The following is a 23,115-nucleotide window of genomic DNA, read 5'->3' on the forward strand; positions in this document are numbered from 1 at the left end:
ATTTTTTTGCAAATGATTTTTGTGAATATATTCACATGTTAACCGATAATTTAACTTGTTTGTACTATGCTTATATTACGAGTCATATATCGTAATAAGAGCATTTTCAAATAAATATGAAAGCAGCACTTTTTACAATTCCTAAAATAGAGGAGGTCAACAATTACATGCATATTGTCGTTTGTGTTAAGCAAGTTCCTGATACAAAAATTATTAAAATTAATCCAAAAACAAACACTCTAGACCGTCGCAGTGCACCTGCCATATTAAATCCTTACGATGCACATGCTGTTCAAGAGGCTGTTAGACTTAAAAAACTGATTGGCGGTACCGTTTCTGTCCTATCTATGGGACCGCCCCAAGCGACAGCTGTTATTAAGAAAAGTATCGAAATAGGGGCTGATGAAGGCTATCTCATTTCTGATCGTGCATTTGCTGGAGCAGATACACTTGCAACTAGCTATGCATTATCTAAAGCTCTTGAAAGAATTGCAAAGGACAAACCAATTGATATGGTAATATGCGGAAAACATGCAATCGATGGTGATACTGGTCAAGTAGGTCCTGGAATTGCTAGACGACTTGATATTCCGCCAATTACAAATGTAATAGAAGTAACTGATGTGAATGAAAAAGAAAAAACGGTTATCATCAAAAGAAAATTGACCAATGGTTATGAATTGATTCAAACTCAAATACCTTGCCTGTTAACGGTTGAGAAAGAAATTAACAAAATTGAATATTCACCACTTCCTAATATGATAAAGGCTGCAAGATATGAGTCTATCATTTGGACTGTCGGGGATCTTGAAAATGTGGACAGAGTACAGCTAGGTTTGAAAGGTTCGCCAACGATCGTTGGAAAAATGTTTACTCCACCGAAACCAGAAGGTGGTAAAAGACTTGAAGGGACTTCAGATGAACAGGTGAAACAACTTGTTGAATTACTTTTGGAGAAAAAAGAACTTTTTGCTTTACCGACGAAAAAATAAGAGGCAATTAACCTATTGATAAGGAGGGTCACCTATGAATCTTGAAGAATACCAAGGGGTTTGGGTATTCATTGAACAAAATGAAGGTGAAATTGAAGGTGTTTCACTTGAGTTATTAGGTGCAGGCAGAACATTGGCTGATAAATTAGAAGTTCCACTTTCAGGTGTATTATTGGGCGATGGTGTACGACACTTAGCAAATCAAGTTATCTATCATGGGGCTGATGAAGTGTATGTGATCGACCATCCCGTGTTAAAAGATTATCGGACAGAATCCTATATGAAGGGTGTTATGTTGTTAGCAGAAAAATACAAACCGGAAATCTTTTTATATGGTGCAACTCCTAACGGAAAAGATTTAGCAAGTGCGGTGGCAACTGACTTAAGCACAGGATTAACAGCTGACACAACTATGCTAGACATTGATTTAAATAACCGGCTTTTTGAAGCTAGTCGACCTGCATTCGGTGGAAATATTATGGCAACGATCTTATGTAAAAAACATCGCCCTCAAATGGCGACAGTACGTCCGAAGGTAATGAAGGCATTAGAGCCAGACTCAAGCCGAGTTGGAAAAATTATCGAAGAGACTATTTCTTTAAAAGAAGAGGATATGCGAACAAAAGTACTTGAAATTGTGAAGGATTTATCAAAGAAGGCAAATTTAGCTGAGGCCCATGTTATCGTTTGTGGTGGGAAAGGTATGGGTGATTATCAAAACTTCCAAATGCTTTATGAACTTGCAGACACAATAGGTGCAAGTGTTGGAGGTACAAGAGATGTTGTTGAAGCTGGTTGGCTTCCACATGAGCAGCAAATCGGTCAAACAGGTGAGACGGTTACTCCTAAAGTTTACTTTGCAGTTGGAATTTCGGGTGCTATTCAACATGTTGTCGGTATGAAAAACTCCGAGACTATTATAGCCGTTAATAAAGATCCAAATGCTCCGATATTTGATGTGGCTACCTACGGAATCGTCGGAGATGCACTGGAGATTGTCCCGAAATTGATTGAACAATTCAAAGAATTACAGAAAACTTCAGGAGGTGAAATGAGCTATGTCTGAAAAATTTGATGTGATTGTAGTAGGAGCAGGTCCTGCTGGCACAGCTTGCGCCTTAACATGTGCGAAGAGCGGTTTAAAAGTATTATTAATTGAGCGTGGAGAATATCCTGGAAGTAAGAACGTAATGGGTGGCGTTTTGTATCGAAAGCAAATGGAGGAGTTGATTCCTGAGTTTTGGAAGGAAGCTCCGCTGGAAAGACCAATTATTGAACAGCGTTTCTGGATGATGGATAAGGAATCAGTTGTTACATTTGGTTATAAAGGGCTTGAGTGGGGAGAGGAATCCACTTATAACAACTTTACTGTACTAAGGGCACAATTTGACCAATGGTTCGCTGCGAAAGCTGTTGAAGCGGGTGCTCTATTAATCAATGAGACAGTTGTTCTTGAATGTATTGTTCAAGAAGGAAAAGTTGTCGGCGTCAGAACGGATCGCCCAGATGGTGAGGTGTACGCTGATGTAGTTGTATTAGCAGATGGAGTTAACTCCTTACTTGGCAAGCAGCTCGGATTTCATAAAGAATTCCGTCCTGATGAAGTAGCTCTAACCGTGATGGAGGTGATTAACCTACCTAAAGATAAAATAAATGACCGCTTTAATTTATCAGATAACCAAGGCTGTACAATTGAAATTTTCGGAGATTCCACTAAAGGAAATTTAGGCACGGCATTTCTGTATACGAATAAGGATAGTTTAAATATTGGTGTTGGTACTACGCTTTCAAGTATGATCAAGGCCAAAATAAAGCCATATGATCTATTAGACTATTTAAAAAATCACCCAATGGTTAAGCCTTTAATAGAAGGTGGGGAGTCTGCAGAATATTTAGCTCATCTTATTCCCGAGGGTGGGCTGCGCTCCGTCCCAAAAGTGGCTGGTAATGGGGTGGTAGTCGTCGGAGATGCAGCACAACTTGTTAATGCAATCCATCGTGAAGGCTCGAATATGGCGATGTCTTCTGGAAAAATGGCAGCAGAAGCTATTATCGAGGCAAAATATCGTGGAGATTTTAGCGAATCAAGTTTAAACTTGTATCGCGAAAAACTGTATGACAGCTTTATTATTAAGGATTTAGAGAAGTATAAGGATGCTGCGCATACGTTTGAAAAATATCCACAATACTTTAATGAGTATGTTCCGATGATGAATAAGGCGATGAGTAAATTCTTTACCGTTGATGGAACTCCAAAACGTGATAAACAAAAAGAAATTATGCGAAGCATCACGAAGGAGAGAGGCACATTTAATGTCATGAAAGATATGTATCGTGCGTGGAAGGCGGTGAAATAATGTCTACGAAAAATATCGAAGAAAAACAGTATTTATTACGTTTTAAATGTGATACGAAGTCACATTTAACGGTATTGGATCATGATATATGTATGACTAAATGTCCGGACAAAATTTGTACGATCTTTTGCCCAGCCGAAGTATATAAATGGGAAGGATTAAGAATGCAGGTAGGCTACGAGGGTTGTCATGAATGTGGTAGCTGCCGAATTGGCTGTCCACATCAAAATATTAAATGGGAATACCCAAAGGGTGGACATGGGATTGTCTTCAGATTAGCATAAATTGAGAACTTGTCTTGTTGAGAAGGCTACACGAATCATATCGATTCGGTGGCCTTTTCTTGCTTTTAGTAAACATAGTATGTATATATTTTCACAATCGAAGATAAAAAAGGGTGAAGCGCAAAAAGGGGAATCTGTTAAGAGGCGGCACCCATTCTCTCTCGGATGTTTGAAGAAAAAATCGCATCGTCTTGCCCATACATCTCTAACTCGCACGAGATATCAATAGCCTGTTCTATGGAATCAAAACATGTGGATGCAAAAAAAGGCTGACTCCACGTATATCGACCTTCTAAATCAGTTGGAACTAGACATACTTGCCATTGCTGATCCTGATTTTGAATCGGATTAATATTTTCTTTTAAAGTAATTAACCAGTGGGTTGCTTCTAAAAGATGGACAGTACCTTCATGAATAATTTTAAGAGCTTGTTTGTCCTTCATGCCAATAGGGATGATTGATTTTGGATAAAATTCTAGGGTATCGGACTGGTACATACATAAACCTCCTTCATTTTGCGTTCTACCATTATTATATGTGAAAAACCACCAAATTTTATCATCTAATTGTTAAAATTTTTCGAATATTTTACCTGAGATATTATGAACATTTCTTTTTGAAGTTTTATAACATCAAAAAGGCTCATAAATGAATATTATGAGCCACTTAATGGGATTTGAATGGTCACTTTTGTGCCTTTCCCTTCTTCGCTTTCCATTTCAATCGAACCATCGAATGATTGAATGATTCTTTTACAAACGACTAGTCCAAGGCCAGTACCTGTATCTTTAGTAGTAAAGAATGGCAAAAAGATCTTTTTTAAACCCTCTTTTGAAATACCGATCCCTGTATCTGTGAAGACTAACTGACATTGTGTACCGTTATGGGTGATGTCAATAGATAAGCAACCTTCTTTATCCATTGACTCGAATGCATTTCTTGTTATATTTAGGATTACTTGTTTCAATTGATCCTTTGAACAACTGATGATAATTGGATCAAGAGGTACAGACACTGTACATTTAACTTGATGTAGATTCCCTTCTGAAACGATTAGAGGTTCGATCTCATGGATGACTTGCCGTAAGTCTAGCTTCTCCAACTTTTGTGCGGTTGGCTTTCCAAGAATTAAAAATTCACTAACAATTTCATTAATTCTTTCAATCTCATTTTGGATAACTGAAAAATAGTACTGATCTTCCTCAGATTTATATTTTTCACTAAGTAATTGAACGAGTCCTTTAATTCCAGTTAATGGATTTCGTATTTCATGTGCACTGCTTGCTGCTAAAGAGCCGACAAGTTCTAATTTTTGAGCTTCATTTTGAGCACGTTCATGGCTGGCTTGTCGCTTTAAAAATAAATATTTACTAAGCAAGAAAAGGATATTTGTGATAATAAAGAGTGAAAGAATAAATTTACTTAAATCAATCAATATTGCTTTTATGTTTACTGGAGCTATTTTAACTTTTATTGTCCAGGGCAGTTGTTCAATCGGCACTGAAATCCATTCTTTCACATTTTTGATCTTGGATTTATCATTTAAGCTAATCATTTCATTATTACTCGAACTGATTACTTTTATTTTCTCTTCTGGTGAAAGAACTCGCATCGTATTTTCAATATAATCAATTCGTAAATTCGCTAGTATGATGGCTTTTAGATGTTGGTGATCATCTATTACCGGTGTGGCTAAGCCGACGACTCTTTGATTATTTATCATCATTTCGCTGTAGTCAGATATGATGGAATCTTTAGATTTAATGACAGTTTGTATGTACTCCTTACTGGAAAGATCGGTGTCCACTAAAAAAGAATTTGATCCTTCCAATACTTTTCCTTTTGGATTAAGGATATAAAGTCCTCCAAACCGAGGATCAGTTTGATGAATTTTCATTAACAGTGGCTTGATTTTCTCCTTAGAATCTTCTGTGATTAATGAAGATAGGGAGAGTATTTTTAGGCTGGTCATTGTTTCACCAATAAAAGTGTCCCAAGTTCGTTGATAGATTGACCCAATCCATTTTGCGTACTCTGTTCTTTCCTGCTCTTCTTTTTGAGTGATGAAATGTAAATAATATGAGCTGGAGAGTATAGTAGGGAGTAAAACAATAAGAAAATAGATAAAAATATTAGATTTAAACCATTTTTTCATAGCGATCCTCTTGATTGAATTATTTAACACATTATACATTAACATAGTGAATGAAATTAGCAAAAGATAAATTGACAACATATGAGATTTTCACTATAATAACTTTGAATTCAAGATATTTATCAGTCATTTTTGAATAAAAAGGAATGAAACATGTGATGGTTGACTCAAATCAGTCTTTAAAACTATATATAGTTTTATCAAGGGCATATAAGGCAATAAATGAACACGTAAATAAATTAATCCAATCTAAAGGTTTAAATCCCACTGAATTTGCTGTTTTAGAGCTTTTATACCATAAAGGTGACCAGCCGCTGCAGCAAATTGGTGGAAAAATTTTGTTAGCTAGTGGCAGTATTACTTATGTGGTGGATAAACTTGAAGAAAAAGGATTATTAAAGAGAATTGCCTGTCCAAATGATCGTAGGGTTACTTTTGCTCAAATTACGGATGAAGGTAGAAAATTTATCGGAGATATTTTTCCTGGTCATGAACAACGTATTCATGAATTAATGTCTAGTCTAACAGTAGAAGAAAAAAATATAGCGATCGAACTAATTAAAAAGCTCGGATTATCTGTTGGAAAATATTAACAGTCCCTTTTATGGGGCTGTTTTTTTGTTTTTTAAAGGAATATTGGTTCAATTGTCGAAATAGTTATAGTGTTTTATTTTTTATGAGGGGGATTTTTGTATGAGGTTTGAAGATTATACTTATAAAAGACCGAATATGACTGAAGTGAAAGAAGCTTTTCAATCAGCGCTTGAGCAGTTTAAATCTGCTGATAAAATCGAAGTACAAAATGATGCAATGAAGAAAGTGAATGAGATTAGAGGGAAATTGGGGACGATGTTCAACCTTTGTTCGATCCGCCATTCAGTGGATACGAATGATGAATTTTACAAAGCGGAGCAAGATTATATGGATGAAATTGCCCCAGAAGTAGAAGGGCTTATTTCAGAGTATTATGAAGCACTAGTAGCTTCTCCATTCCGCTCTGAACTAGAAGAAAAATGGGGTCGTCAATTATTTGATTTAGCTGAAGGACAATTAAAAACTTTCCATCCTGACATTATTCCTTTATTGCAAAAGGAAAACAAACTTTCTACCGAATATACGAAGCTAGTCGCTTCAGCAAAAATCGATTTTGAAGGCGAAGAACGTACACTTGCCCAACTAGATCCATTCACAGAAGCAAAAGATCGTGAAATGCGGAAATTAGCGAGTGAAACAAAGTTCGGATTTTTCAAAGAAAATGAAGAGCAGTTTGATCAGATTTATGACGAGCTAGTTAAGGTTAGAACGGAAATTGCTCAAAAGCTTGGCTATAAAAATTTCGTAGAATTAGGTTATTACCGAATGAGTCGTACGGATTATAATGCTGAAATGGTGGCGAATTTCCGTAACCAAGTGAAAGAGTTTATCGTACCAATTGCGACTAAATTAAAAGAGCGTCAAAGAGAGCGTATTGGTGTAGACAAATTGAAGTATTATGATGAAGGGTTTAAATTTGAAAGTGGGAATGCGATTCCAAAAGGTAGTCCGGAATGGATTATTGAAAATGGACAAAAAATGTATGAAGAGCTTTCGAAAGAGACAGGAGATTTTTTCCGCTTTATGCAGGAAAATAATTTAATGGATCTAGTTGCGAAAAAAGGAAAAGCTGGTGGTGGCTATTGTACGTATATCGATGAGTATAAAGCACCATTTATTTTCTCTAACTTTAACGGTACTTCAGGTGATATTGATGTTTTAACCCATGAAGCTGGTCACGCATTCCAAGTGTATTCCAGCCGTCATTTTGAAATTCCGGAATACAATTGGCCAACATATGAAGCGTGTGAAATTCATTCGATGAGTATGGAATTTTTCACATGGCCTTGGATGGAGTTATTCTTTAAAGAAGATACGGATAAATATAAATTTTCTCATTTAAGCGATTCATTACTTTTCTTACCTTACGGTGTTTCAGTCGACGAATTCCAGCATTGGGTGTATGAAAATCCAAATGCAACACCACAAGAAAGAAAGCAAGCTTGGCGTGATATCGAGAAAACATATTTACCACATAAAGATTATGATGGAAATGAGTATTTAGAAAGTGGCGGCTTTTGGCAACGCCAAGGTCATATTTACAACTCTCCATTCTATTATATTGATTATACTTTAGCTCAAATTTGTGCATTCCAATTCTGGAAGAAATCTCGAGAACAATTTGAAGATGCTTGGAAGGACTATAATGATCTTTGTCAGTTAGGTGGAAGTCTTTCATTCACTAAACTAGCTGAGGCAGCAGGATTAATTTCACCATTCCAAGATGGCTGTGTCGAATCTGTTGTTGGAGAAATTGAGAACTGGTTGAACTCAGTAGACGATAAAAAACTATAAGAAAAAACAGCGAAGCCCAAATGGCCTCGCTGTTTTTTTAACGCTTTAACGCACCGGGGGACTGACCCCCAATGCATTAGTGTGTTAAAGTGATTTTGTTATTAGCTAGGTTGATTGTGATTGTTTTTGTTTGTTGGTTTTCTATGATTACGTCTGCGATTTGATCTTCAAGCTGATCTTGGATGACTCTTCTTAGTGGGCGGGCACCAAATTGTGGATGATACCCTAGTTCAGCTAATTTTGCCTTCACATCTTCGTGAATGTCTAATGTTATACATTGTTCATTTAATGTTTCCGTTAATTCTGAAAGCATAATATCTACGATTTGTAGAAGATGTTCTTTCTTAAGTGCTTTGAATTCAATTATACTATCGAAACGATTTAGAAATTCGGGTTTAAAATAATGACTTAATGATTCGAGTATACCCGATTTTGTTTCTGCTTCTTCTTTACCAAATCCCATAGTAATATTGCGAAGACCAACTCCCGCATTGCTTGTCATGATGATAACGGTATCTTTGAAGCTAACCGTACGTCCTTGGCTGTCTGTAAGACGGCCGTCCTCTAAAATTTGTAAAAATATATGCTGCACATCAGAATGCGCTTTTTCAATTTCATCTAATAATATGATTGAATAAGGATTTCTACGGACTTTTTCAGTTAATTGCCCTGATTCTTCATGTCCTACATATCCCGGAGGTGAACCAATTAGCTTAGATACACTATGCTTTTCCATATATTCACTCATATCCAATCGAATTAATGCATCATTTGAGCCAAATAATTCTTTTGCAAGCGTCTTTGTTAATTCTGTTTTTCCAACTCCGGTTGGACCAACAAATAGGAATGATCCAATCGGTCTATTTTTTGATTTTAATCCAGCACGACTTCGGCGGATAGCTTTTGCAATTTTTTGTACGGCTTCTTCCTGACCAATGACTTTATCGCCAAGATTTTTTTCCAGATCCATCATTTTTTTACTTTCATCCAATTGTAAATTTCCAAGAGGAATACCGGTTTTCTTCTGGATCAATTCTTGAATATGTGAAGATTCTACGACAACTTCATTACGAGGCTGTTTCTCTATTAACGCTTTTTCTAACATTGATTCCTCGTCTCGAAGTTTAGCAGCTAGCTCATAGTCTTCTTTTTGTAAAGCAACTTCCTTTTCTTTTCCGATCTCTTGTAATCGACCTTCAACTTGTAAGAAATCTGTATGGTTAATTAATAGATTTAATTTTGACCCTGCCTCATCCATTAAATCAATTGCTTTATCAGGTAGAAAGCGGTCTTGAATGTAACGATGCGAAAGCATGACACATGCTTTAATTGCCTCGTCTGTATATTTCACTTCATGATAGTTTTCATATTTTGATTGAAGCCCTTTTAAAATGGTGATGGCTTCTTCTGGTGTTGGTTCTTGAACGTGAATAGGCTGAAAACGTCGTTCCAAAGCAGGGTCTTTCTCTATGATTCGATACTCTTTTAATGTAGTTGCCCCAACAACCTGTAATTCACCACGAGCGAGAGCAGGCTTTAATATATTTCCTGCATCCATAGATCCTTCGGCGGAGCCAGCTCCCACTAGTAAATGAATTTCGTCGATAAATAAAATGATATTTTTATGATGCTGTAATTCTGTAATTAATTGCTTCATTCTCTCTTCGAATTGGCCGCGTATACCTGTATTGGAAACTAGAGAAGCAATATCTAATAAATAAACCTTTTTATTTTGCAGTTTTTTTGGGACTTTACCTTCAGCGATTTTTAATGCTAAGCCTTCAGCGATAGCTGTTTTCCCAACACCGGGCTCCCCAATTAAGACTGGATTATTTTTATTGCGTCTATTTAAAATTTCAATAACTCGATTTATTTCTTCTTCACGTCCGATTACAGGGTCGATCAGTCCTGCTTTAGCTGCTTGCGTTAAATTGCGTCCAAAATGATCAATGAATCCGTTTGATGATTGTTTATATTGTTGGTTCTCAGCAGGAACAGCTTTCATATGTGGCGTTTGTTGCCCAACTTGTGAAAGAAAATCACCGAACGGAAAATTCGTAAATCCTGATATTCCAAAAGGAGCCTTCAATTTTTCCTTGTTGTTTTGATAGCATTCATGACAAAGTTGTTTATTTTGATGTTGACCGTTAATCGTATAATGAAGTTGAACGTTTGCGTCATTTTTTTGACAAGATTGACATTTCATTGATTAATGCCCTCCTAAAGATAGAAATTTTAAAATATATGTCTCCACCGAATAAGGTGGAATTGTATAATAATAGTTTGACTATGTTTGACCTTTATGAGTCTAGTATAGTTTGACCTTCTTTGACTTTCAAGTAATTTGTTTTGGGAATTAACGGAAAAAAGAATATGCTTAAAAAGCTCGTCATGGTTTGTCCTTTCTTTCATATATATGGAAGGGAAGGGGGAGATTTAGTGAAAACGAATTGGGGAGCAGCCTTTCAAATTGCCGCTGTTTACGTCGGTACTGTCGTTGGGGCTGGCTTTGCAACTGGAAGAGAAATTGTTGAGTTCTTTTCCCGCTTTGGCTTTTTCGGCTTTATTAGTATATTAATGACTGGATATTTACTTATTTTTTTAGGTTCTAAATTAATGAGGATCGCAGCTCAGATCGGTGCAAAATCATATCAAGAGTTTAATGAATATTTATTTGGCAAATATATAGGGATGGGAATCAACTTTTTAATGTTGTTCATGTTGCTCGGGGTATGCGCTGTCATGTTATCGGGAGCGGGAGCGATATTCGCAGAGCAGCTTGGGTTAAATAAAATAATCGGGATTGTTATCACGATTGCTTTATCGTTTTTAGTCATGATGGTTGGGTTAAAGGGTCTTTTTGCAGTGAATAGTCTTGTTGTACCATTAATGATCTCATTTAGCTTTATGTTAATGATTAAATCGATTCAAATGCCAAACTTTATCGAAAATTTTTTATTCATTCCGTATGTTGATGATGGTTGGAAGACAGTTATTGCTCCGTTCTCTTATGCTGCCTTCAATCTTGGGCTTTCTCAAGCCGTCTTAGTACCAGTAGCAGCAGAAATTAAAGATGACCAAACGATTAAATGGGGGGGAATATTAGGTGGAGCAGCATTAACGCTCATCTTACTTTCTAGTCACCTAACTTTAGTTATGCTTCCTAATTTAGAAATGTATGAAATTCCGATGGCAGTGATTATGAAAAATATCGCATCTGGATTTTATTGGATTTTTGTGTTCATCATTTATGGGGAAATTTTCACCTCGGTCATTGGAAATGTTTTTGGGATTGAAAGGCAATTGAAAAAATATATTCCAGTTTCAAAAATGATGATGGTTTCTATGATCTTTCTTATCACGTATTTTATTAGTTTGGTTAACTATAGTACGCTACTCTCCTATTTGTATCCACTATTTGGATATATAAGTATTATTTTTATCGTCTTATTATGGATGAGGCAGTTACCTGATAAAAAGTGAAGAAAGCTGGAAAAAGTGACACGTCCACTTTTTCCAGCTTATTAATTTAGAGGGAAAAGGATAAAAATAAATAAATCAAACACTAAATGTGAAACAATAACAAGCGGAATACTTCTTTTCCATGCATACAAATACCCCCAAAAGAGGCCGGCAATAAAAGTGGCAAGGACTAATATCCATTCACCAGTGTAAATATTCACGGATGCATAAATGACAGAAGATAGAATGATACTTTTCCAAAAGCCTATTTTCGTGAGCAATTTTTTAAGAATAAATCCTCTCCAAAAGATTTCTTCTCCTGGAACGGCAATCAACATCAATGAGAGATAATGCCAGAATAGAGTTGGAGAAAATACACGGTATAATTTCGAAATTTGAACATCAACATTAATCTTCCATAGCTTTAATAGAAATTCTCCCATTGAAAAGATTCCAAATAATAAAAAACCCGATAAAACACCAATAATGAGATAAATATGTAGTGGTACTTTGTCATCTATTTCTTCTTGTGAGATCGAAAAGCTGATTAATAAAAGCATACTAGCTGTAAAAATATACCAAAAAACTTTGGGCTCGTTAAATGTAAAGAAAAAAAGGACATGAGCAAGAATAAGTCCAAGTAAAAAACGGAAATCAAACAAACCTATCTTCATAAGGAAAAAAAACTCCTTTCTATTACTTCTGTAATTTTAACCTAAAAAACAGCTCGGTGTAAGACAAATCCCAAAAAACCATTACTGATAAAAATCATTAATATTGCTTATGCTATATGTATCAACGAAAGGAGGAACAAGTATGACAAAGGCTAAAAGAGAGAAAGAAAGAGCTTGGACAGTTAGAAAACAAGATCAACATCCACATGGGAAAGTTAAATCGTTAAAAGAATTGTCAAATGGACCCTTGCAAGGAAAAGAATAATTTTCTGAATATAATATTGATAATAATGAAAAAATAAACAAGCAGCTAAAAACTGCTTGTTTATTTACACAGTATTGAAGAATGTGACTTCCCTTTTATATGGCAGCATTCTCTTTAATAATTTTATAGTTTTTATGATTAATAACGGTACGTTGGTCTAATTCTAAATCACGATAATTATCCATATAAGTGAGATCAACGATAACAGAGTTTTCATTTACTTTTTCAACAATACCTTGTAAGCCTTCTTTAAATTCGATGACGTTACCAACTTCTGCCTTTTTCAACCATTTCCTCTCCTTATTAAGCCATTTTACAAACTTCAGTTTGCACTAAATATTGCTTTAAGTAAAGAATTTAACATTCAATTCAAAAAAGCAAGAAAGATCATTTTATATAGCAATAAAAGTTTTTTAGCTTATTTTACCATAACTTTAATCAAATTTACATCTATTTATCTGAAAATTTTAAAAAAGGCATATAACCTATAGAAAATGTTATGATAAAGCCAATTATTTAGAAATCAATGGACGAAGTAGCGGGTGAGTAAAATGGATGAAAAATTGATAAATGAAATACTTGATCAATTAAAAAACGGAAGTTTGACACAATATTATGTTGAAAAAGATAATTTCTTATCCTTTCGAAAAGTTTTAGTGAAAAGAGAAGATTTTAAGCATTTTCGGGGAATTGCACAGCGTGGGGGAGCAGTTAATTATTCGTATTTAGAAGTTCCAAGGAGTTAGAAGCAGAATTTTATTACATTCAATTGTAACACTTCCGTAATAATTCTGTTATACAGAATCCTATTTCTGTTATAAATTTGCTTATTTTGGAAATGTTATTGATTGTGATAATTTTCCAATAGCCGAATGAATGGTTTAACCATAGTAGGTTCAAGACCTTTCCAAATGTTGGACGATGAAATGAATTATTACAGGTGTTAGCCTATTAGTAGAGCAAAATAACGCTAGTAGGAGGTTTTATTATGAAGAAAATGAAGAAACTACTAATTGGATCAGCTCTTTCTTTATCAATTTTTGGATTCCAATTACATGCAGATGCAGCTGTAAACCATAAGGTAAAATCGGGTGAAACATTTTGGAAGATTGCAAGTAAATACGGTGTACCTATTCACAATTTAATGAATGTCAATAATCGAACCAGTTCACAATTAAATGTTGGTGAGACTTTAGAAATCCCTGCAAGTATTTCTCAAGCAGAAAAAGATCTTTTAGCTAGGCTTGTTTCAGCAGAAGCAAAAGGCGAATCTTATGCAGGGAAAGTCGCTGTAGCAACAGTTGTATTAAATCGGGTAGATCATCCGAAATTTCCTAACACGATTAAAGGGGTTATATACCAAATTAGTGGCGGACATTATGCCTTCTCACCTGTTCAAAATGGTGCAATCAATCGACCAGCGGATTCAGCATCAAAAAAAGCGGTAAATGAAGCACTTGCTTTTAGAGGCGGTGGTAAGGGATCTATTTACTTTTACAATCCTAAAACAGCAAAAAGCAGTTGGATAAAGTCTCGTCCAGTGACGACAAAAATTGGGAATCATGTGTTTGCATTATAAATAAAAACATTACAAAAGTTCTAGGTAAAAGGATATGTTCATATATTGTGAAAGAAAGATGAACTTTTACCTGGGGAGTGATGAGATGGGAGTTCGACTAATTAAAATTTCTGTTGTTTATTTTGCAATTGGAATTTTGTTAGGGTACTACATGTCAATTTCACATTCTTATGCGTTAAAACCGGTTCACGTTCATATTAATTTGTTAGGCTGGACAGCACTAACATTGGCAGGAATTATTTATCACTTATTTCCTACAATTAGCAAGAATCGATTAGGAACATGGCATTTTTGGCTCCATAATATCGGTCTTCCTATTATGATGATTTCTTTAGCAATTCTTGTTACGACTGGAAATGAATCAGTTTTACCAGGTGTGGCAACAGGAGCAACGATAACGGTTCTTGGAGTTCTGTTATTTGTTTGGAATGTATTAAGAAATGTAAAATAAACGAGGGTAAGGGTGGTGATTAATCACCCTTACCCTCGTTTATTTTTTGTAACCCATTTGAATGACTCTAGCGAATCCTTTTAATTCTTCAATGATCTCAAGCTTTGTTTCTGCATCATCTCTACCTACAAGTCCATATATATAATAGGAATGAAAAGTTTTCTTCCAAATGAGATCCCCAATTAAACGTATTTGTTTCTTGTTAATTGAAAAGCTCATTTCAATTAAGAAGTTTTTTTCATTAACAGGCAAATTTAAATCTGTTTTAAATCTAACTCCATTCGGGCTAACATCTAAAATGTCAGCACGTCCTATTTTAGAATTATTCTCATTATAGATTTTTAATATTTTGTAAGTAGCAGGAATAGGATCTTGAAAGTGAAAACGAAAAGGTTCCTTACGTTTATACTGCATTTATATCACCACGGTTATTGAAATATATTAAGATTTTAACATGGAAAAATTAGTAATTCTAATAAATATTATGACAAACTTGTGAATGATAAAATTTACTAAATCGTTCAAAATTTAAGAATGAAGCAACAAGAAATTCGATATACATGTTTCAAGAGGTGTTGGATAAAATATAACCGTATTTCAAGTAACGTATTCATTCTATTAATATAAAGGAGTTTGATATTCATGGTAGAAAAACAATTTAAGGTAATAGCGGAAACGGGTATACACGCTAGACCTGCTACACTACTCGTTCAAACAGCAAGTAAATTTGATTCTGAAATTTATCTATCATACAAGGATAAAAAGGTTAATCTTAAATCAATTATGGGTGTTATGTCTCTTGGAGTAGGACAAGGTGCGGACATTACGATTTCTGCCGAGGGATCGGATGAAGCGGAAGCTGTTAATAGCCTAGAAGAAACATTGAAAAAAGAAGGTTTGGCTTAAATATGACTTTTTTAACTGGGATTGCAGCTTCACATGGCATTGCCATGGCTAAAGCATATCGATTAGTGGAGGCAGACTTAACTTTTTCAAAAATAATTGTTAATGATGCTGTCGAGGAAATTTCAAGATTCCGTAATGCTTTAGAAACCTCAAAATTGGAGCTATCCGTAATTCGAGATCAGGCAAGAGATAATTTAGGACAAGATAAGGCAGCTATTTTTGAAGCTCATCTTCTCGTATTAAGTGATCCTGAATTAATTAAACCGATTGAAGATAAAATTAAAACAGAAAAAGTTAATGCTGAGGTAGCATTAAAAGAAACATCAGATCTATTTATTATAATGTTTGAGCAAATGGACAATGAATATATGAAAGAAAGGGCAGCGGATATCCGTGATGTGACCAAACGAGTTCTAGCTCATTTATTAAATGTTTCAATTGTCAATCCGAGCATGATTGCGGAAGAAGTAATAATTGTGGCTGAGGATTTAACTCCATCGGACACCGCACAGCTGAATCGCGAATTTGTCAAAGGATTTACAACAGATATTGGAGGAAGAACATCGCATTCTGCCATCATGGCACGCTCAATGGAAATCCCTGCTGTTGTTGGAACAAAAAATGCAACGAGAACAATACAAAATGGAGATTTCATTATTGTTGATGGGTTAAAGGGAGAAGTACATATAAATCCAACACCAGAAGTTGTAGAAGCCTATAAACAAGTCCATCAAACCCATCAAAAACAAAAGGAAGAGTGGGCAAAGCTTGTTCATGAAAAGTCAATAACAAAGGATGGTCACCAAGTTGAACTTGCTGCTAATATCGGAACTCCTAAAGATTTAAAAGGAGTGATTGAAAATGGTGGAGAAGCTATAGGCCTCTATCGCACTGAATTTCTTTATATGGGTAGAGATCAACTTCCTACCGAAGAAGAGCAATTCCAAGCCTATAAAGAAGTGCTAGAAGGGATGAAAGGAAAGCCTGTTGTTGTGAGAACTCTTGATATTGGTGGAGACAAAGAACTACCTTATCTTGATTTACCAAAAGAATTAAACCCATTTCTAGGTTTCCGAGCTATTCGTCTTTGTCTTGAAGAGCAAACGATTTTCCGGACCCAGCTTCGAGCGCTTTTAAGGGCAAGTGTATTTGGTCATTTAAAAATTATGTTTCCCATGATTGCAACGATTGATGAATTCCGCCAAAGTAAGGCTATTCTGGAAGAAGAGAAGCAGAACCTACTTAATATAAGCGAGAAGTTCTCTGAACAAATTGAACTAGGGATTATGGTGGAAATTCCATCAACTGCCGTTTTGGCAGATCAATTTGCAAAAGAGGTCGACTTCTTCAGTATTGGTACAAACGACCTTATTCAATACACGATGGCTGCAGACCGTATGAATGAACGCGTTTCGTATTTATATCAACCGTACAATCCAGCGATTTTGCGTTTAGTAAAAATGGTTATTGATGCTGCCCACAAAGAAGGTAAATGGGCTGGTATGTGTGGTGAGATGGCTGGAGATGATTTAGCTATTCCTATTTTAGTTGGACTTGGATTAGATGAATTTTCGATGAGCGCTACTAGCATTTTGAAAGCTCGTTCGCAAATTCGTCAGCTCTCAAAACCAGATCTAGAATTACTAGCACAACAAGTTCTAACTATGAGTACGACTAAAGAAGTCCAAGCTGCTGTTCGAGAAGTAACTAAAAAATAGAAATTAGAGCCTGAGAAAAGAGATTTGGCTGTAGCCAGTCTCTTTTCATTTTCCGTCCTCATGCTAAAATATAGATAATAGAGTTAGAAGAGGTGGAGAAATTGTTGAAAATAGAAGAAACGGTAATCGGATTTATTGGAGTAGGCGTAATGGGGAATAGTATGGCCAAAAATTTATTAAATGCTGGTTTTACATTAGTCATTACATCAAGAACGAAAGAAAAAGCCTATGAGTTGATCGATCTAGGTGCTAAATGGGTAAATACCCCGAAAGAAGTCGCCAAAGCTTCAAAAGTCATTATAACAATGGTTGGTTATCCATCAGATGTTGAGGAAGTGTACTTTGGGGAAGATGGGCTTATTGCCAACTGCCCGAAACATACATATTTAATAGATATGACAACTTCAACTCCTACTTTAGCAAAAAGAATTCATGAAGAAGCACTAAGAGCTGGTTTACATGCTTTAGATGCTCCTGTTTCTGGAGGAGATATTGGTGCGAAAGAAGCAAGGTTAGCAATTATGGTTGGCGGAAGAGAAGAAGATTTTGAAGCTGTATACCCGATTTTTCAAGTACTAGGAAACAATATTATTCACCAAGGTGAAGCAGGTGCGGGACAACATACAAAAATGTGTAATCAAATTGCGATTGCTTCCAATATGATTGGTGTGTGTGAAGCCATTGTTTATGCCGAAAAAGCAGGGCTAAATCCGGAAAAGGTATTACAAACAATTTCTTCTGGTGCAGCGGGAAGTTGGTCCCTTTCAAATTTAGCACCAAGAATTCTTAAGGAGAATTTTGAGCCAGGATTCTATATTAAACATTTTATTAAAGATATGAAAATTGCCCTTGATGAAGCCGACAACCTTGGTATGGATGTACCTGGATTATCTTTAGCGAAGAAGATGTATGATCAACTAGCAGATAATGGCGAGGAAAATAGCGGTACACAAGCACTTTATAAATATTGGGCAAACCGCTAAAAGTTACGAGAACAAAGAGACTGAATAAAATCCTTCCTTCCCATTCATAATAAATTTGAATAAGAAAAGGAGGTTTTTATGATGGCGAAAAAAAATAAGAAAAATGATGCGGACCAAAAGAATAAACAAGGATTTGATTCGGCGGTATTAAATCAGGAATTCGCTCACGAATTTGGAAGTGAAGCGACGAACCAAATTCATAAAGATAAGGCAAAGAAAGAAAAGGCTTCAAAGAATAATGGGAAATACAATGGATAAAAAAATGCCCTTTATAGGGCATTTTTATTAGAATTTAAGTAGGATTCTAACCGGTTTAATCCTTCTGTTAATGTTTCCATAGAATAGGCATAGGATAAACGGAAATAGCCCTCGCCATACTTAGAAAATGCACTCCCTGGAACAACGGCGAATTTCGCTTTTTCAACTAAATCGAGACAAAAATCGAATGAATTAAGATGTTTTACAGGTGCTTTCACAAAAAAGTAAAAAGCCCCGTCCGGTTTAATAACCTCTAGTCCCATCGTTACTAAACGCTTGTATACATAGTCTCTTCTTTTTTCGTATTCCTTCTTCATTGGAATCGCATCATTTATTCCATTTGTAAGTGCCTCAAGTGCTGCTGCCTGCGAAATGGTCGTTGCACATGTCACATTATATTGGTGAACTTTTAACATATGCTTTGAAATTTGCTCTGGAGCAAATAACAAACCGATTCTCCAGCCTGTCATTGAATGAGATTTCGACAGTCCATTAATGACAATCGTTTGTTCATGAATGAAAGAGGCAATCGAAGAATGTTCATGCTCATAACTAAGTTCGCTATATATTTCATCTGCTAATATAAAGATATCTTTTCCCTTTACTAAATCAGCAATTTCTTTTAATTCCGTTTTTGATAGACTTACACCAGTCGGATTGGAAGGATACGGTAAGACGATACAGCGTGTTTTATCAGTAAGATATGGTTTTATAACATCTGCTGTCATCCGAAATTGGTATGGGCGAATATCAGCATGAACAGGTGTTGCCCCGCATAAGCGGATGATAGGCTCATAGCCTGGATAGACGGGTCCAGGTAGGATAGCCTCTACTCCTGATGTTAAAATCGTTCGAAATGCAATATCGATAGCCTCACTAGCCCCAGTAGTGACAATTACCTCTGATTCCGGATTATAGGAAATATTATATTTTGTATGAACAAAATCAGCAGCAGCTCTTCTCAGTTCAATTGTTCCAGCATTATGAGTATATGTAGTAAAATCATTATCAATTGCCTTTTTTCCAGCTTCTTTCACATGTAAAGGGGTAGGAAAGTCTGGTTGTCCAATTGTAAGGGAGATCATATCTTTTGTTCCAGAAACAAGATTGAAAAATTTGCGAATTCCCGATATTTCGATATCCTTAACTTTAGAATTAATTAAATGTTCCATTTTGTTTCAACCCTTTTCACATATTTATATCACTATTCTATCATGAAGAATCATTAAAATTCATATTATAAGAAGAAGATTTGCATCTTTTTCAAAATGATTAAGATTTCAAACGAAGCATGAAGAGAAAAAGATTATATGATGTTATAATTAGTAAGAATTTGCACGGGGAGGAAACAAAATGGAAGAACAATTTCAAGAGCAAAAAAGGGAGTATGCTGGATTTTGGATTCGCTTTGCGGCCTATTTATTAGATAGTATTATTATAGGAATTCCAGCAACAATCATTATTTTGATCGTATTTTTTGGGGCATTTGGTGCAACAGTCGGTTTTGAGTCATTCACAGACCCTGCTTACTTAGAAGCGGAAATGACTGATCAAGAAGCTTTTGCTTTCCTAGGGGCTTACTTGCTTTCCATTTTAATTAGTATATTGCTTACCGTCATCTATTTTGCAGGAATGCATTCATCTAAATGGCAAGCAACGATTGGAAAGAAATTAATTGGTCTAGTTGTGACAGATTTAAAGGGAAATCGAATTTCTTTTTGGCGAGGTTTGGGCCGATACTTAGCAATGGCCTTTCTTTCTGGTATATTCATGATTGGTTATATCGTGGCGGCATTCACTGAAAAAAAACAGGCACTTCATGATCTCATCGCTGGAACACTAGTGCTAAAGAAATAATCAGAAGACACTACTGAATCGTTAATTCAGCAGTGTTTTTTTATTTATAAAAAGGTTTTTTTACATTATTTGTGGAATTATTAACTGATAAAGGAAGAGGGGGTACAAATAAATGAATCTCATTGAAATAAAAAAACACTATGAAAGTTTTCAAGAGTGGCTGCAATCATTAAACAAATTGGATGATACGAAATGGTTTGAACCAATTGCTGAAGGGAAATGGTCGACCGCAGCTATCGTCGCTCATTTACTCTTTTGGGATAAATATTCTTTAAATGAGAGATTCCCATATTTTGCTCAAGGTGCCCAACTTGATCGCTATCCAAATTTTCAACAAGTAAATGATTCTGCTAGAGAATATGCACATAGTGGTATAACGAAAGAACAATTAATTAAGGAGATTATAGAAGTTAGGCAACAATACTATCAATTAATTGATCAATACGATGAAGAAAGCCTCTCTATCGCATTTTCAATTGGGGATCATACTTTAACAATCGGGGAATATTTTATTGATTTTATCGGGCATGATCAACATCATCATAAACAAATAATTGATGCAGTTTATTAAATTGTCATAAAAATTCCTTTATAGTAGAAGTGGTCTTTCGTGGTATATTAATAGAATAAGGAATGAATGAAAGAAGGGCTCTATAATGGATAACAACAAAGGAATTTTATTAGAAAGTGGAACGAATGAACTTGAGATTGTGGAATTCAGCATTGGTAATAGTAAATTTGGAATTAATGTAATTAAAGTAAAAGAAATAATTCATCCGGTACCGGTCACCTTTATTCCTCATGCACACCCGAATGTAGAAGGTATAATTGAACTTAGGGGAGAAGTTTTACCGGTCATAAATGTAGCCCAATCTCTTGGGCTACCACCGTCGACTAGACCAGAAGATGATAAATATATAGTAGCCGAGTTCAATAAACAAAAAATCGTTTTCCATGTTCATTCGGTCACTCAAATTCATCGAATTTCATGGCAAGAAATTGAGAAGCCATCCGAAATGTACCAAGGTCATAATAGTCAGGTGATTGGTGTTGTGAAATTAAGAGGAGAAATGGTTCTCTTACTTGATTTTGAAAAAATCGTTGTCGACATCAATCCGGAATCTGGTATTAATGTACAACAAGTTAAAAAACTTGGTCCTAGGGAGCGCTCACATAAACGCTTACTTGTTGCTGAAGACTCGCCGTTATTAAGAAAACTATTATTTGATACTTTATCAGAAGCGGGATTTCATCAAGTAGAGTTCTTTGAAAATGGGAAAGATGCATTTAATTATCTTGAAGGCATTGCTGAGGCAGGAAAAGATATTACAAAGGAAATTCAACTAGTTATTACAGATATAGAAATGCCCCAGATGGATGGACACCATTTAACAAAGAGAATTAAAGAGCATCCACAATTAAAGAAGTTGCCCGTTATTATTTTCTCATCCTTAATTACAGATGATTTAAGACATAAAGGGGAAGTCGTTGGGGCTGAACATCAAGTAAGTAAGCCCGAAATTGCTGAATTAGTATTAACTATTGATAAATATATTCTTTAAACTCAAGGGAAAATGACGTGGTTAACACGTCATTTTTTACCTTTATAGCTAAGGAAATTATAGTTTTATAAGTTGTGTTCAACTCTGAAGGAGTTTTTCGTAATCCAGCGCAAGCGTCCTAGCCCCTCGAGGTCAAATGCTTCGCCACCCAATAAGTCAAAGATCGACTTTATAGGTGGCGAAGCATTTGCTTGTCAGGGCTAATCAAGGTGCATACACATTTTGTTCTTATCCTTCAATTAGTTCAGAAATATTAACATTTGTACGTTCCTCTAATGGTCCACGTAAATGTACAGTCGCTGTTTGACCATCTTCATTTATTTGATCAATCCATACAGATGTTCCGTGGTACTTTACCTCTATATCTGCAGATGAAGATAAGATTTGTTTCACTCGTTTAATATCCAATACAATCACCTCTATTTTAAAATTCCACATTAGTTTCTTATTCAGATGAAAAATTATACATAGTATATTTTAATCCATTTAAAAAACCTGTTCTCAATGGACAGGTTTTAATAACTTTCACCTAATTTTTTAAACACCGGTTTGTTGAAAGGTTTATGGGGTTTATTTTTACTTTGATCAGGATCTTTTATGCCAGTATAAGTTTGTAAAAGGGTTTTAGCCAGATTTAATGAAAGAGTAGATTTTGGATTTCGAATGCTCTCATCAAGCTTACCAAGGTGAGGAAGTTCTATGAAATCTGTTTTAATAGGGGGGATGTGAAAGGTATATTGATCACAAACCACTAATACATCTGAGCGTTGTTGACTATTTCTTGGATTCTGTGAAAAATGAAGACCTACCTTTTTGGCTTTGCCTTCTTTAATCATTTTCTTTAAAGCTTCATGCTTTAATGTATAAAGTTGTTTTGGATTTGGTGCGGTTTTGGCATGTCGGTTCACAGTGAAGATCGCCTGAGAGAGGTTGCTAATAGTTGGTTCGATTAATTGGGGGTTTTTTGGTTTCCTATCCACAAGTGTAACTCCTTTCATTATCTATTTATTCTATTATATCTTTTTTTCACTAAAATAAAAATGAAAATAATACAACAATCTTCCTTTTTATTAGAAAACTAATAGGACCAAAGTAGGGAACATAGTAAAACTAATGGGATTTAAAATATTTTACTTTTCAAATTATTTATAATAGGTAAAATGGAGTTAAGAAAATTTTACTAGTATAATGGAAATGAATTTTTTTCTTAAATTGACGATAACA

General features: G+C 35.3%; 27 protein-coding genes. 18 read left to right on the plus strand and 9 right to left on the minus strand.

The annotated features are described in order from the left end of the window. Positions 1 to 167 precede the first annotated feature (167 nt). The 4 genes from ACFSO7_RS04830 to ACFSO7_RS04845 are packed head-to-tail and all read left to right on the plus strand — an operon-like array spanning position 168 to position 3,633. A complete protein-coding gene (locus tag ACFSO7_RS04830; RefSeq protein WP_377875800.1) occupies positions 168 to 992 on the plus strand; it encodes an electron transfer flavoprotein subunit beta/FixA family protein in 825 nt (274 codons plus the stop codon). Positions 993 to 1,026: 34 nt separating this feature from the next. Beyond that, positions 1,027 to 2,058, plus strand: a complete 1,032-nt coding sequence (locus ACFSO7_RS04835; RefSeq protein ID WP_377875801.1) for an electron transfer flavoprotein subunit alpha/FixB family protein — start codon at positions 1,027 to 1,029, stop codon at positions 2,056 to 2,058. Beyond that, entirely contained in the window at positions 2,051 to 3,349 is a 1,299-nt protein-coding gene (locus tag ACFSO7_RS04840) for an FAD-dependent oxidoreductase (RefSeq protein WP_377875803.1), read from the plus strand. The genes ACFSO7_RS04835 and ACFSO7_RS04840 overlap by 8 nt, the downstream gene beginning before the upstream one ends. Next, a complete protein-coding gene (locus tag ACFSO7_RS04845; protein ID WP_377875805.1) occupies positions 3,349 to 3,633 on the plus strand; it encodes a ferredoxin family protein in 285 nt (94 codons plus the stop codon). Before ACFSO7_RS04840 ends, ACFSO7_RS04845 begins: the two co-directional genes overlap by 1 nt. A 137-nt stretch (positions 3,634 to 3,770) precedes the next feature. Here the strand turns inward: ACFSO7_RS04845 and ACFSO7_RS04850 are convergent, their stop codons facing one another. Both ACFSO7_RS04850 and ACFSO7_RS04855 read right to left on the minus strand, forming a co-directional pair. Then, positions 3,771 to 4,130, minus strand: a complete 360-nt coding sequence (locus ACFSO7_RS04850) for a hypothetical protein (protein WP_377875807.1) — start codon at positions 4,128 to 4,130, stop codon at positions 3,771 to 3,773. A 158-nt stretch (positions 4,131 to 4,288) separates the two neighbouring features. Next, a complete protein-coding gene (locus ACFSO7_RS04855; protein WP_377875808.1) occupies positions 4,289 to 5,788 on the minus strand; it encodes an ATP-binding protein in 1,500 nt (499 codons plus the stop codon). Positions 5,789 to 5,946: 158 nt separating this feature from the next. On the opposite strand from ACFSO7_RS04855, the gene ACFSO7_RS04860 reads away from it, so the two are divergent. Together ACFSO7_RS04860 and ACFSO7_RS04865 are read left to right on the plus strand one after the other, a co-directional pair. After that, positions 5,947 to 6,381, plus strand: coding sequence for a MarR family winged helix-turn-helix transcriptional regulator (locus ACFSO7_RS04860; protein WP_377876453.1), 435 nt, complete (start codon positions 5,947 to 5,949; stop codon positions 6,379 to 6,381). 100 nt (positions 6,382 to 6,481) lie between these two features. Further along, a complete protein-coding gene (locus ACFSO7_RS04865; RefSeq protein WP_377875810.1) occupies positions 6,482 to 8,176 on the plus strand; it encodes a M3 family oligoendopeptidase in 1,695 nt (564 codons plus the stop codon). A gap of 76 nt (positions 8,177 to 8,252) precedes the next feature. Here the strand turns inward: ACFSO7_RS04865 and ACFSO7_RS04870 are convergent, their stop codons facing one another. Continuing rightward, a complete protein-coding gene (locus ACFSO7_RS04870) occupies positions 8,253 to 10,382 on the minus strand; it encodes an ATP-dependent Clp protease ATP-binding subunit (protein ID WP_377875812.1) in 2,130 nt (709 codons plus the stop codon). Positions 10,383 to 10,615: 233 nt separating this feature from the next. Between ACFSO7_RS04870 and ACFSO7_RS04875 the strand changes: the two genes are divergently transcribed. Then, positions 10,616 to 11,659 (plus strand): YkvI family membrane protein, encoded by a 1,044-nt coding sequence (locus tag ACFSO7_RS04875; protein ID WP_377875814.1) that lies wholly within the window; start codon positions 10,616 to 10,618, stop codon positions 11,657 to 11,659. Positions 11,660 to 11,700: 41 nt separating this feature from the next. On the opposite strand, the gene ACFSO7_RS04880 is transcribed toward ACFSO7_RS04875, so the two are convergent. Next, the gene (locus ACFSO7_RS04880) at positions 11,701 to 12,312 is read right to left on the minus strand and encodes a CPBP family intramembrane glutamic endopeptidase (RefSeq protein WP_377875816.1); all 612 of its coding nucleotides are present in this window, start codon (positions 12,310 to 12,312) and stop codon (positions 11,701 to 11,703) included. A gap of 142 nt (positions 12,313 to 12,454) precedes the next feature. On the opposite strand from ACFSO7_RS04880, the gene ACFSO7_RS04885 reads away from it, so the two are divergent. Continuing rightward, on the plus strand, positions 12,455 to 12,577 hold the full coding sequence (locus ACFSO7_RS04885; protein WP_377875818.1) for a DUF6254 family protein: 123 nt from the start codon (positions 12,455 to 12,457) through the stop codon (positions 12,575 to 12,577). A gap of 95 nt (positions 12,578 to 12,672) precedes the next feature. Here ACFSO7_RS04885 and ACFSO7_RS04890 read toward each other — a convergent pair whose 3' ends face one another. Then, positions 12,673 to 12,864, minus strand: coding sequence for a YkvS family protein (locus ACFSO7_RS04890; RefSeq protein WP_377875820.1), 192 nt, complete (start codon positions 12,862 to 12,864; stop codon positions 12,673 to 12,675). Positions 12,865 to 13,128: 264 nt separating this feature from the next. Here ACFSO7_RS04890 and ACFSO7_RS04895 point away from each other — a divergent pair, with 264 nt between their 5' ends. From ACFSO7_RS04895 to ACFSO7_RS04905, 3 genes are all read left to right on the plus strand, one after another. Beyond that, on the plus strand, positions 13,129 to 13,323 hold the full coding sequence (locus ACFSO7_RS04895) for a hypothetical protein (protein WP_377875821.1): 195 nt from the start codon (positions 13,129 to 13,131) through the stop codon (positions 13,321 to 13,323). 242 nt (positions 13,324 to 13,565) lie between these two features. Further along, positions 13,566 to 14,156 (plus strand): cell wall hydrolase, encoded by a 591-nt coding sequence (locus tag ACFSO7_RS04900; protein WP_377875823.1) that lies wholly within the window; start codon positions 13,566 to 13,568, stop codon positions 14,154 to 14,156. A gap of 85 nt (positions 14,157 to 14,241) precedes the next feature. Next, positions 14,242 to 14,607 carry a cytochrome-c oxidase gene (locus ACFSO7_RS04905; protein WP_377875824.1) on the plus strand — a complete coding sequence of 122 codons (366 nt, stop codon included), beginning with the start codon at positions 14,242 to 14,244 and terminating at the stop codon, positions 14,605 to 14,607. A gap of 39 nt (positions 14,608 to 14,646) precedes the next feature. On the opposite strand, the gene ACFSO7_RS04910 is transcribed toward ACFSO7_RS04905, so the two are convergent. Next, the gene (locus ACFSO7_RS04910; RefSeq protein ID WP_377875826.1) at positions 14,647 to 15,021 is read right to left on the minus strand and encodes a PilZ domain-containing protein; all 375 of its coding nucleotides are present in this window, start codon (positions 15,019 to 15,021) and stop codon (positions 14,647 to 14,649) included. 228 nt (positions 15,022 to 15,249) lie between these two features. Between ACFSO7_RS04910 and ACFSO7_RS04915 the strand changes: the two genes are divergently transcribed. The 4 genes from ACFSO7_RS04915 to ACFSO7_RS04930 all read left to right on the plus strand — a co-directional run bounded on the left by ACFSO7_RS04915 (position 15,250) and on the right by ACFSO7_RS04930 (position 18,472). After that, positions 15,250 to 15,513: a phosphocarrier protein HPr gene (locus ACFSO7_RS04915; protein WP_377875827.1), complete on the plus strand. Its 264-nt coding sequence runs from the start codon at positions 15,250 to 15,252 to the stop codon at positions 15,511 to 15,513. A 2-nt stretch (positions 15,514 to 15,515) separates the two neighbouring features. Further along, entirely contained in the window at positions 15,516 to 17,231 is a 1,716-nt protein-coding gene (gene ptsP / locus ACFSO7_RS04920) for a phosphoenolpyruvate--protein phosphotransferase (protein ID WP_377875828.1), read from the plus strand. A gap of 101 nt (positions 17,232 to 17,332) precedes the next feature. Further along, positions 17,333 to 18,214: an NAD(P)-dependent oxidoreductase gene (locus tag ACFSO7_RS04925; protein ID WP_377875830.1), complete on the plus strand. Its 882-nt coding sequence runs from the start codon at positions 17,333 to 17,335 to the stop codon at positions 18,212 to 18,214. An 81-nt stretch (positions 18,215 to 18,295) separates the two neighbouring features. After that, positions 18,296 to 18,472, plus strand: a complete 177-nt coding sequence (locus ACFSO7_RS04930; RefSeq protein WP_377875832.1) for a hypothetical protein — start codon at positions 18,296 to 18,298, stop codon at positions 18,470 to 18,472. Between the two features lie 11 nt (positions 18,473 to 18,483). Here the strand turns inward: ACFSO7_RS04930 and ACFSO7_RS04935 are convergent, their stop codons facing one another. After that, positions 18,484 to 19,644: an aminotransferase A gene (locus ACFSO7_RS04935; RefSeq protein WP_377875833.1), complete on the minus strand. Its 1,161-nt coding sequence runs from the start codon at positions 19,642 to 19,644 to the stop codon at positions 18,484 to 18,486. A 181-nt stretch (positions 19,645 to 19,825) separates the two neighbouring features. Between ACFSO7_RS04935 and ACFSO7_RS04940 the strand changes: the two genes are divergently transcribed. The 3 genes from ACFSO7_RS04940 to ACFSO7_RS04950 all read left to right on the plus strand — a co-directional run bounded on the left by ACFSO7_RS04940 (position 19,826) and on the right by ACFSO7_RS04950 (position 21,891). After that, positions 19,826 to 20,329 (plus strand): RDD family protein, encoded by a 504-nt coding sequence (locus ACFSO7_RS04940; RefSeq protein WP_377875835.1) that lies wholly within the window; start codon positions 19,826 to 19,828, stop codon positions 20,327 to 20,329. 112 nt (positions 20,330 to 20,441) lie between these two features. Then, a complete protein-coding gene (locus ACFSO7_RS04945) occupies positions 20,442 to 20,900 on the plus strand; it encodes a DinB family protein (RefSeq protein ID WP_377875837.1) in 459 nt (152 codons plus the stop codon). An 85-nt stretch (positions 20,901 to 20,985) separates the two neighbouring features. Beyond that, the gene (locus ACFSO7_RS04950; RefSeq protein ID WP_377875839.1) at positions 20,986 to 21,891 is read left to right on the plus strand and encodes a chemotaxis protein; all 906 of its coding nucleotides are present in this window, start codon (positions 20,986 to 20,988) and stop codon (positions 21,889 to 21,891) included. Between the two features lie 228 nt (positions 21,892 to 22,119). On the opposite strand, the gene ACFSO7_RS04955 is transcribed toward ACFSO7_RS04950, so the two are convergent. Both ACFSO7_RS04955 and ACFSO7_RS04960 read right to left on the minus strand, forming a co-directional pair. Further along, positions 22,120 to 22,299: an H-type small acid-soluble spore protein gene (locus tag ACFSO7_RS04955; protein WP_377875841.1), complete on the minus strand. Its 180-nt coding sequence runs from the start codon at positions 22,297 to 22,299 to the stop codon at positions 22,120 to 22,122. A gap of 107 nt (positions 22,300 to 22,406) precedes the next feature. Then, complete coding sequence (locus ACFSO7_RS04960) at positions 22,407 to 22,889, minus strand: YkyB family protein (RefSeq protein ID WP_377875842.1); 483 nt, start codon at positions 22,887 to 22,889, stop codon at positions 22,407 to 22,409. Between the last annotated feature and the right edge of the window lie 226 nt (positions 22,890 to 23,115).

The organism is Bacillus sp. CGMCC 1.16607 (assembly GCF_042683745.1).
Taxonomy (GTDB): Bacteria; Bacillota; Bacilli; order Bacillales; family Cytobacillaceae; genus Pseudoneobacillus.